This window comes from Rhodopseudomonas sp. BR0C11 (genome assembly GCF_010820945.1).
GTDB classification, from domain to species: domain Bacteria; phylum Pseudomonadota; class Alphaproteobacteria; order Rhizobiales; family Xanthobacteraceae; genus Rhodopseudomonas; species Rhodopseudomonas palustris_H.
This window is the reverse complement of the sequence record NZ_QTKI01000195.1, coordinates 1-8,612: the sequence shown is the minus strand read 5'-3', so window position 1 is coordinate 8,612 and position 8,612 is coordinate 1. Positions and strand designations below refer to the sequence as shown.

Below are 8,612 nucleotides of genomic sequence, written 5' to 3'. Positions count from 1 at the left end.
GTGGAGCGCCGTGTGATCCGGTTCGACGTCGCCTCGTTCCTCGGCGACCGCAAGGTCGGCGACGGCCGCCATGCCCGCGGCCTGGTCGACGTCGCGCTGTTCACCAAGCGCTTCGCCGAAGGCTGAGCCTCTCCAAAAAATAAACGCGCCCCTCGATGAGGAGCGCGTCGTAGAGCTGAGCGGAAGACGAAGGGGCAGTCGGCTTACGCCGCGACGTGATCCGGGAACACCGCCTCGATCTTGGTCTTCAACGTCGCCGCGTTGAACGGCTTGACGATGTAGTTGTTGACGCCCGCCTTCTTGGCCGCGATCACGTTCTCGGTCTTCGACTCCGCGGTGATCATGATGAACGGGGTCTGCGACAGGTTCGGATCGGCGCGCACTTCCTTCAGCAGGTCGTAGCCGGTCATCGGCTCCATGTTCCAGTCGGAGATCACCAGGCCGTACTTCTTGGTGCGCATCTTGGCGAGCGCTGCCGAGCCGTCGCTGGCGTCATCGATATTCTCAAAACCAAGCTGCTTGAGAAGATTACGAATGATCCGGATCATGGTGCTGTAATCGTCCACCACCAAAACCGACATCGACAAATCAACCGCCATCTTCAACTCCCCAAGGCGCCGCAGGGTGGTTCGACCACCGCCCGACCGGCCGGCTAACGCAGGTTCTCTTGAAAGCCCTGGCGTACAACCGCCGGTCTTTCGCAAAGCAAGAACTAGCATCGGGGGTTAAACAGCGCGTTAATTGGGCTTCTGCGGCCAAATCGCCCAGCTCGGCCAAACTACTTGAAAAGTCGCAGGATTTGGAACCGGGCCGGCCTCGTAGTCGTACGGGGCTGGCGTCCGGATCGCCAAACCATGGCGGCGCAGGCCGCGCCCTGCTAGGGGACGGGCCATGAATTATCGCCACGCTTTCCACGCCGGAAATTTCGCCGACGTCATCAAACACCTCGTGCTGGTCCGCATCATGACGTACCTGCACGACAAACCGGCCGCCTTCCGGGTGATCGATACCCACGCCGGCGCCGGCCTGTACGACCTGACCAGCGAGGAGGCCCGCCGCGGCGGCGAATGGGCGACCGGGATCGCCCGGGTGCTGCAGGCGCGGTTTTCCGACGAGGCCTACGCGCTGATCGCGCCCTATCTCGATATCGTCCGGGCGTTCAACCCGCAGCGCGAGCTCACCGCCTATCCGGGCTCGCCGCTGATCGCCCGCGCGCTGCTCCGCCCCCAGGACAGCCTGGTGGCCTGCGAGCTCGAACCGGTGGCGCGCAAGCACCTGATCGCGGCGCTGCGCCACGACCCGCAGGGCCGGGTGGTGGATCTCGACGGCTGGACCGGACTCACCGCTTACGTGCCGCCGAAGGAGCGGCGCGGACTGGTGCTGATCGACCCGCCCTTCGAGCGCAAGGACGAGTTCGAGCAGATGGCCGCCAAGTTCGCCACCGCCCACGCCAAGTGGCCGACCGGCGTGTATCTGCTGTGGTACCCAGTCAAGAACCGCCGCGCCACCGAGGCGCTGGCGGCTGCCGTGGCGGAGACCGCCGCCGCGGGCGGCGAAGGCAAGTGTCTGCGGCTCGAATTCAGCGTCGCGCCGCAGCAGTCCGACGGGCCGCTGACGTCGACCGGCCTGCTGATCGTCAACCCGCCCTGGACGCTGGCGGATGAGCTGAGAACCGTTCTCCCCGAGCTGGAGCGTCCGCTCGGCCTTGGTGGGGTCGGTCGTTACCGTCTCGAATTCCCGAAGTCTTGATTACTCATTGGCTGCCCCCAACAGCTTGCGAAAAGTCGCAACTCGACCGTAGGCAATCCGCTAAATTCCGTATTATGCTAGTTTCATTGGACTGGCTTTACGTTCCGCTTCCGCGAATGGGGGCGGCGGAGTGACAAGGCCTCAAAGCGTATTTTGATTGGACCCGCAGTCAGTAGCAGGTCCCGCTCTCGGCCAAGCTATCCGGCAGCGAAATGCCAGGTCGCACCGATGCGCCGGCGCGCGTCGGAAAGCATGCTGGGAGGAGTTTCCGGAATGGCAATGACGGGAACGGTGAAGTTCTTCAACGGCGAGCGCGGCTACGGCTTCATCAAGCCCGATGACGGTGGCCGCGATGTGTTCGTGCACATTACCGCAGTCGAACGGGCCGGCTTGAAAGACTTGACCGAGGGACAGCGTATTTCATTCGAAGTGGAGCCTGACAAGAAGGGCAAAGGCCCCAAGGCGGTCAACTTGGTGATCTCGCCGTAATCGGCTCGGAAAGCTGCAGCGTCGCGGCGGCGCTGCACGGGTTGGGACGGGGCGCAACGACGTTGGCGCGTGCCGTTAGGTAGCGCGCAGTGAGTTCGGGCATGGGCGACGCGGGCATCACGCGGACGCTCCTTCCCGAAGCGATGGCGTTTCGCTTGCTGCCGACTTGCAGCATTTTGCAAAGCGCGGCCTTCGCAACAGCCTCCTTTCGCAAACCACATCACGCGACGCTTAGAGCGCTTCATCGATTGATTGAAGCGGATTTGGCCTTTGCCAAGCGTCCGAAGTCCTCATCCTGAGGAGCCCGGCAAAGCCGGGCGTCTCGAAGGATGAGGAGCCACATCGCCTGCGGCGCATGGTTCGAGACGGCGCTTCGCGCCTCCTCACCATGAGGCTCTGCAAGCTGCGGCCGCTAGGAAGTTCGGTCCTGATTCTGTCAAAAGCAAAGATGCTCTAGGCGGCAGAGCCTGCCGGCGACGCACTGCGGCTGCTGATAAGCCGGCGCTGCGACCCCGAAAGCGGCGACCGACAAAGAAAATCCCGGCCGGAGAACCGGCCGGGAGTGGATGATCCAAGTTTCTTGGTCTCGAAGGCTGCTTCGCGAACCTTGTTCGCAAAGGTTTTAGTCGCGACGATGAGGCGCGGCTTAGAAGTGATAGTTGATGCCGGCGCGGACCAACCCGGCGTTGTAGCCGTTCGGCATGCCGGTGATGAAGAAGTTGCTGGTCGACAGGCTCATGTACAGGTACTCGACCTTGGCGCTCAGCTTCGGCGCGAAGGCGAATTCGGCGCCGGCGCCGACCGTCCAGCCCGCAGAGCTGTGGCTTTCCGAGGCGAACACGTTCTGGCCCTTGAGCTGGCCGAACGCCAGACCGCCGGTGGCGTAGATCAGCACGTCGTTCATCGCGTAGCCGATGCGGCCACGGCCAGTGCCGAACCACGGGTTCGAGAACTTGTACTGCGCGAAGGTGTCGTCCGCGGTCGAGAACTGAATGTCGCCCTCGAGACCGAACACGATGTTGCCGGACTGCCAGTTGTAGCCGCCCTGCACGCCGCCGGAGAAGCCCGACGGCTTGGTGATGTTGTTGGTGACGTTGCCCCAGGAGTAGCCGAGGTTGCCGCCGAGATAGGGGCCGGCCCAACTGAACGCGTTCAGCGGCTGATTGACCGTATAGGGCGCATTCGACCGGTAATAACCCATGTCGGCCGCCTGAGCCGTCGACACGCTTGCGGCGATCACGGCCGCCGCTGCCAGTGTAACTTTACGCATCTTACTCTCCTCGACGACCCGCCCGCGCCAGCGGCGGCGCAGTCTGCGTCCGGTCATCGGCCTCCCGCGGCCGATGGGAAAATGTCCCGAATGGTTACGGCTTTCCTCTCTTTTCCCGTCGAATTTATCGAGAGTTTTAAGTTAAACGGTTCTTAACCCGCGGACCGATCCGGCGCGCATTGTTAACAAAATCTTACTTCCCGGCTTTCGCGGCAACACCATGGCAAGACAGCGGAATTTCCGGCGGACCGGTTCCGCCGAGGCCCTGCGCTGGCAACCGCGGAAGCGAGCGCATAGGTTGGGGCCGCCATGATTCATGATCCCGCCGAGCCGCCTGCGGCCGCGGCCGAACCACCGCTCGACACCGCCTCCCCCGTGGCCCCGGCGCCCGCCGCCGACGCGCGCCCGGATGCCGGCCCCCAGGACATCGACGCCGCCACTGCCGAGCTGACGGTCGAGGAGGACGACGAGGCACGCCTGCCGGAGGCCGAAGACGAGACCGAGGCCGACGCAGCCGCTCAGCCCGGTGCCGGACCGATGGCGGTCGGCCGCTCGGCGATCGCGCGCGCGGTGCGACTCGCCCCGACCTCGCCGGGCGTCTACCGAATGCTGAACGCCGAGCGCGACGTGCTCTATGTCGGCAAGGCCAAGAACGTGAAGAAGCGGCTGGCGTCCTACGCCCGGCCGACCGGCCAGGTGCTGCGGATCGCCCGAATGATCGCGCTGACCGTCGAGGTCGAGGTGATCTCCACCACGACCGAGACCGAGGCGTTGCTGCTCGAAGCCAATCTGATCAAGCAGCTGCGGCCGCGCTTCAACGTCCAGCTCCGCGACGACAAGTCGTTTCCCTACATCCTGATCACCGGCGACCATTGGGCGCCGCAGATCCTCAAGCATCGCGGCGCGCAGAGCCGTCCGGGGCGGTATTTCGGTCCGTTCGCCTCGGCCGGGGCGGTCAACCGCACCATCACGGCGCTACAGCGGGCGTTCCTGGTGCGATCCTGCACCGACTCGTTCTTCGAAAGCCGGACGCGGCCTTGCCTTCTGTATCAAATCCGGCGTTGCGCCGGCCCGTGCACCGGAGAGGTCGACTTCCCCGGCTACAGCGAGCTGGTGCGCGAGGCGACCGACTTCCTGTCCGGCCGCAGCCGGGCGGTGAAGCAGCTGCTGGCGGCCGAAATGGAGAAGGCCTCGGAGGAGCTGGAGTTCGAGACCGCGGCGTTGTACCGCGACCGTCTCGCAGCGCTCTCGGCGATCCAGTCCCAGCAGGGCATCAATCCACGCACCGTCGAGGAAGCCGACGTGTTCGCCATCCATCAGGACGGCGGCTACTCCTGCGTCGAGGTGTTCTTCTTCCGCACCGGCCAGAACTGGGGCAACCGCGCCTACTTCCCGCGCGCCGAGAAGTCGTTCACGCCGGCCGAAGTGCTCGGTGCGTTCGTGGCGCAGTTCTACGACGACAAGCCGCCGCCGAAGCTGATCCTGCTGTCGCATGAGATCGAGGAAGCCGAGTTGCTGGCCGACGCGCTGTGCGTCAAGGCCGGCCACAAGGTCGAGATCACGGTGCCGAAGCGCGGCGAGAAGAAAGAGCTGGTCGCCCACGCCCAGACCAACGCGCGCGAAGCGCTCGGCCGCAAGCTCGCCGACACCGCGACCCAGGCGCGGCTGCTGGAAAACCTCGCCACTACGCTCGGCCTGCCGAAGACGCCGCAGCGGATCGAGGTGTACGACAACAGCCACATTCAGGGCACCAACGCGGTCGGCGCGATGATCGTCGCCGGCCCGGACGGCTTCATCAAGAACCAGTACCGCAAGTTCAACATCCGCTCCGAGGGCCTGACGCCCGGCGACGACTACGCGATGATGCGCGAGGTGCTGCAGCGGCGGTTCAAGCGGCTGGTGACGTCACAGACCGAAGGCGACGCCGCCAAGCCGAAGGACGACGACGTCCCGCAGTGGCCGGACCTCGTGATCATCGACGGCGGCCGCGGCCAGCTCAACGCCGCGCGCGAGGCGCTGTCCGGAATCGGCTTGACCGACCAGGTCACCCTGCTCGGCGTCGCCAAGGGACCGGACCGCGACGCCGGACGCGAGACGCTGTTCCTGCCGGACCGCGACGCCATCAAGCTCGAGCCGCGCGACCCGGTGCTGTATTTCATCCAGCGGCTGCGCGACGAGGCGCATCGCTTCGTGATCGGGTCGCATCGCACACTGCGCAAGAAGGACATCCGCGAAGCCGGCCTGCAGGAAATCCCCGGCATCGGACCGACGCGCAAGCGCGCGCTGCTGCTGCATTTCGGTACGCTGAAGGAAATCGAACGGGCCTCGATCGCCGATCTCGGCAAGGTTCCGGGCATCAGCGCCGAAAGCGCCAAGCGAATCTTCGAGTTTTTCCATGCCCGTCCGGACTGACACACCGGCAGCCCCCGACCAAAGTCGGCGGCGCCGAAGGCGGCCGCGCCCAATGCGGATTTCACCTTTTCCTGATACGGAACGAGAGCAGCCGGGTCGGAGGTTGACCTTCCGTCGCGGGCAGTATTGGTAAGTCACGATGAACAACGTCTCGACGAGAGCGCCGGTGCGGGGAACGAAGACGTCGCTGACGCTTCCGAACATCCTCACCTATGCCCGCATCGCGGCGATCCCGGTGGTTGTCGGCTGCATCTTCGCGCAGTCGATCCTCGGCGGTCCGCTGGCGCTGCGCTGGGTGGCCCTGGCGGTGTTCATCGCCGCGGCGATCACCGATTTTCTGGACGGCCATTTCGCCCGGATCTGGGATCAGCAGTCCGCCTTCGGCCGGATGCTCGATCCGATCGCCGACAAGCTGCTGGTAGCATCCTGCCTGCTGATGCTCGCCGCCGACAGCATCATCCACGGCTGGACGCTGTGGGCCGCCATCGTGATTCTGTGCCGTGAGATCCTGGTGTCGGGGCTGCGCGAATATCTCGCGGCGCTCCGCGTCAGCGTGCCGGTGACGCGGCTGGCGAAGTGGAAGACCACCGGGCAGCTGGTCGCGATCGGCTTCCTGCTCGCGGGCGAAGCCGGCGACGAGGTGCTGCCGTTCACCACCGAGATCGGCGTCTCGCTGCTGTGGCTGTCGGCGCTGCTGACGATGTACACCGGCTACGACTATTTCCGCGCCGGCATCCACCATCTGATCGAAGAGGATCAGGCATGAAGGTGAAGTATTTCGCCTGGGTGCGCGAGCGGATCGGCGTCGACGAAGAGACCGTCGAACCGCCGCCGGCGGTGACGACGGTCGCCGACCTGATCGGCTGGCTGGCGGCGCGCGGCGACGGCTACGCGCTGGCGTTCGAAAAGCCAGGCGTGATCCGCGCCGCGATCGATCGCGCGCATGTCCGCGCCGAGACGCCGATCCAGGGCGCCCGCGAGGTCGCGTTCTTCCCGCCGATGACTGGCGGCTAAGCCGGCGCAACGCACGGGATGATCCGATGACCGTTCCGGTAACCATCCGTATTCAGGAAGCCGATTTCGATCTCGCCGCCGAGACTGCGGCGATGACGAAGGGCCGCACCGACATCGGCGCGGTGGTGTCGTTCACCGGCCTGTGCCGCGGCGTCGAAGGCGACGACACCGTCGCGGCGCTGACGCTCGAGCACTATCCCGGCATGGCCGAGGAGGAGATCCAGCGCCATGCCGATGAGGCGATCAAACGCTGGCCGATCACCGCGCTGACGATCATCCACCGCGTCGGCCGGCTGGTGCCGGGCGACAACATCGTGCTGGTGCTGACCGCCTCGGCGCATCGCCAGGCGGCGTTCGCGGCGGCGGAATTTCTGATGGACTATCTCAAAGCCAACGCGCCGTTCTGGAAGCGCGAGGAGCGCTCCGGCGAGTCACGTTGGGTCGAGGCGCACAGCCGCGACGACGCCGCGCTGGCGCGATGGAGCAAGGATTGATGGCGAAGAAGGCGACCGCGAACACCAAGAAGGCGGGCAAATCGAAAGCACCGACGGCAAGATCCGCCAAGGCCAAGCCGGCCAGGCGCGGCGCCGCCCCGTCCAGGGCCGCGGCCGCCAAGCCGCCGAAGGTGGCGCCGGGCGAACTGGTGACGCTGCTCGATTTCGTCCGCTACGCGGTCAGCCGCTTCGCCGAGGCCGGCGTGGTGTTCGCGCACGGCACCACCGATCCGATCGCCGAAGCCGTGTTCCTGATCGGCGAGACGCTGCATCTGCATCCCGACCAGTTCGAGATGTTCGCCTCCGCCCGCGTCACTGCGCGTGAAGCTGCCGCGATCCTCGGCCTGATCGAGCGCCGGATCGCCGCACGGCTTCCAGCGGCGTATCTGGTCAACAAGATCTACATGCGCGGCGTGCCGTTCTACGTCGACGAGCGGGTGATCGTGCCGCGCTCCTATATCGGCGAACTGCTGGACTCGCATTTCGACGGCGGCGACACCTCGCTGATCGACGCGCCCGAGGCGGTCGAACGCGTGCTCGACCTCTGCACCGGCTCGGGCTGCCTTGCGATCCTCGCGGCCTACGCCTTCCCGAACGCGACGGTCGACGCCGTCGACCTGTCGAAGGACGCGCTCGCGGTCGCGACCCGCAACGTCGCCGAGCACCGGCTCGACGATCGCGTCAGCCTGTATCAGGGCGACCTGTTCGGCCCGCTCGGCGAGGAACGTTACGACCTGATCATCACCAACCCGCCTTACGTTGACGCCGACGGAATGGCGAGCCTGCCGGCCGAATGCCGCGCCGAACCGGCGATGGCGTTCGACGGCGGCGATGATGGTCTCACCATCATCCGCCGCATCCTCGCCGAAGCGAAGGATCACCTCAACCCGGACGGCGGCCTGCTGTGCGAAGTCGGCCGCTGCCGGCCGCAGATCGAAGACGAATTCCCGCAGCTCCCGCTGCTGTGGCTCGACAGCGAAGACTCCGAAGCCGAAGTGTTCTGGATCGCCGCAGCGGATTTGTAACTTCGTACGCGCACCGTCATTCCGGGGCGCGAACGCAGTTCGCGAACCCGGAATCTCGACCTGTTCTGCGCCGTGCGAAACAACCTCCGGATTCCGGGTTCGCTCGCTTTGCGAGCGCCCCGGAATGACGTCGAAACACGGACTACTCCCCCCCGCCGA

Annotated in this window: 10 protein-coding genes and 1 pseudogene; 9 read left to right on the top strand and 2 right to left on the bottom strand. The window is 65.7% G+C overall.

The window, feature by feature from the left end; genetic code table 11:
- A pseudogene (locus DYI24_RS28330) lies at window positions 1-126 on the top strand (thioesterase family protein); the annotation flags it as partial.
- Between the two features lie 77 nt (window positions 127-203).
- On the opposite strand, the gene DYI24_RS15525 reads toward DYI24_RS28330, so the two are convergent.
- The gene (locus DYI24_RS15525) at window positions 204-599 is read right to left on the bottom strand and encodes a response regulator (protein WP_011156739.1); all 396 of its coding nucleotides are present in this window, start codon (window positions 597-599) and stop codon (window positions 204-206) included.
- 292 nt (window positions 600-891) lie between these two features.
- Between DYI24_RS15525 and DYI24_RS15520 the strand changes: the two genes are divergently transcribed.
- The 3 genes from DYI24_RS15520 (at window position 892) to DYI24_RS15510 (ending at window position 2,537) form a co-directional block, all read left to right on the top strand.
- Window positions 892-1,749, top strand: coding sequence for a 23S rRNA (adenine(2030)-N(6))-methyltransferase RlmJ (locus DYI24_RS15520; RefSeq protein WP_164572932.1), 858 nt, complete (start codon window positions 892-894; stop codon window positions 1,747-1,749).
- Between the two features lie 273 nt (window positions 1,750-2,022).
- Window positions 2,023-2,238: a cold-shock protein gene (locus tag DYI24_RS15515; protein ID WP_012494873.1), complete on the top strand. Its 216-nt coding sequence runs from the start codon at window positions 2,023-2,025 to the stop codon at window positions 2,236-2,238.
- Window positions 2,239-2,339: 101 nt separating this feature from the next.
- Entirely contained in the window at window positions 2,340-2,537 is a 198-nt protein-coding gene (locus DYI24_RS15510) for a hypothetical protein (RefSeq protein ID WP_159060649.1), read from the top strand.
- Between the two features lie 347 nt (window positions 2,538-2,884).
- Here DYI24_RS15510 and DYI24_RS15505 read toward each other — a convergent pair whose 3' ends face one another.
- Window positions 2,885-3,508 carry an outer membrane protein gene (locus DYI24_RS15505; protein ID WP_012494872.1) on the bottom strand — a complete coding sequence of 208 codons (624 nt, stop codon included), beginning with the start codon at window positions 3,506-3,508 and terminating at the stop codon, window positions 2,885-2,887.
- A gap of 309 nt (window positions 3,509-3,817) precedes the next feature.
- Here DYI24_RS15505 and uvrC point away from each other — a divergent pair, with 309 nt between their 5' ends.
- The 5 genes from uvrC (at window position 3,818) to prmB (ending at window position 8,453) form a co-directional block, all read left to right on the top strand.
- A complete protein-coding gene (gene uvrC / locus DYI24_RS15500) occupies window positions 3,818-5,920 on the top strand; it encodes an excinuclease ABC subunit UvrC (RefSeq protein WP_164572931.1) in 2,103 nt (700 codons plus the stop codon).
- Between the two features lie 139 nt (window positions 5,921-6,059).
- Entirely contained in the window at window positions 6,060-6,686 is a 627-nt protein-coding gene (pgsA, locus tag DYI24_RS15495) for a CDP-diacylglycerol--glycerol-3-phosphate 3-phosphatidyltransferase (RefSeq protein WP_164572930.1), read from the top strand.
- Window positions 6,683-6,934 carry a molybdopterin converting factor subunit 1 gene (gene moaD / locus DYI24_RS15490; protein ID WP_107354525.1) on the top strand — a complete coding sequence of 84 codons (252 nt, stop codon included), beginning with the start codon at window positions 6,683-6,685 and terminating at the stop codon, window positions 6,932-6,934. The genes pgsA and moaD overlap by 4 nt, the downstream gene beginning before the upstream one ends.
- 26 nt (window positions 6,935-6,960) lie before the next feature.
- Window positions 6,961-7,428, top strand: coding sequence for a molybdenum cofactor biosynthesis protein MoaE (locus DYI24_RS15485; RefSeq protein ID WP_107343323.1), 468 nt, complete (start codon window positions 6,961-6,963; stop codon window positions 7,426-7,428).
- Window positions 7,428-8,453: a 50S ribosomal protein L3 N(5)-glutamine methyltransferase gene (gene prmB / locus DYI24_RS15480; protein ID WP_164572929.1), complete on the top strand. Its 1,026-nt coding sequence runs from the start codon at window positions 7,428-7,430 to the stop codon at window positions 8,451-8,453. The genes DYI24_RS15485 and prmB overlap by 1 nt, the downstream gene beginning before the upstream one ends.
- The last annotated feature ends 159 nt before the right edge of the window (window positions 8,454-8,612 follow it).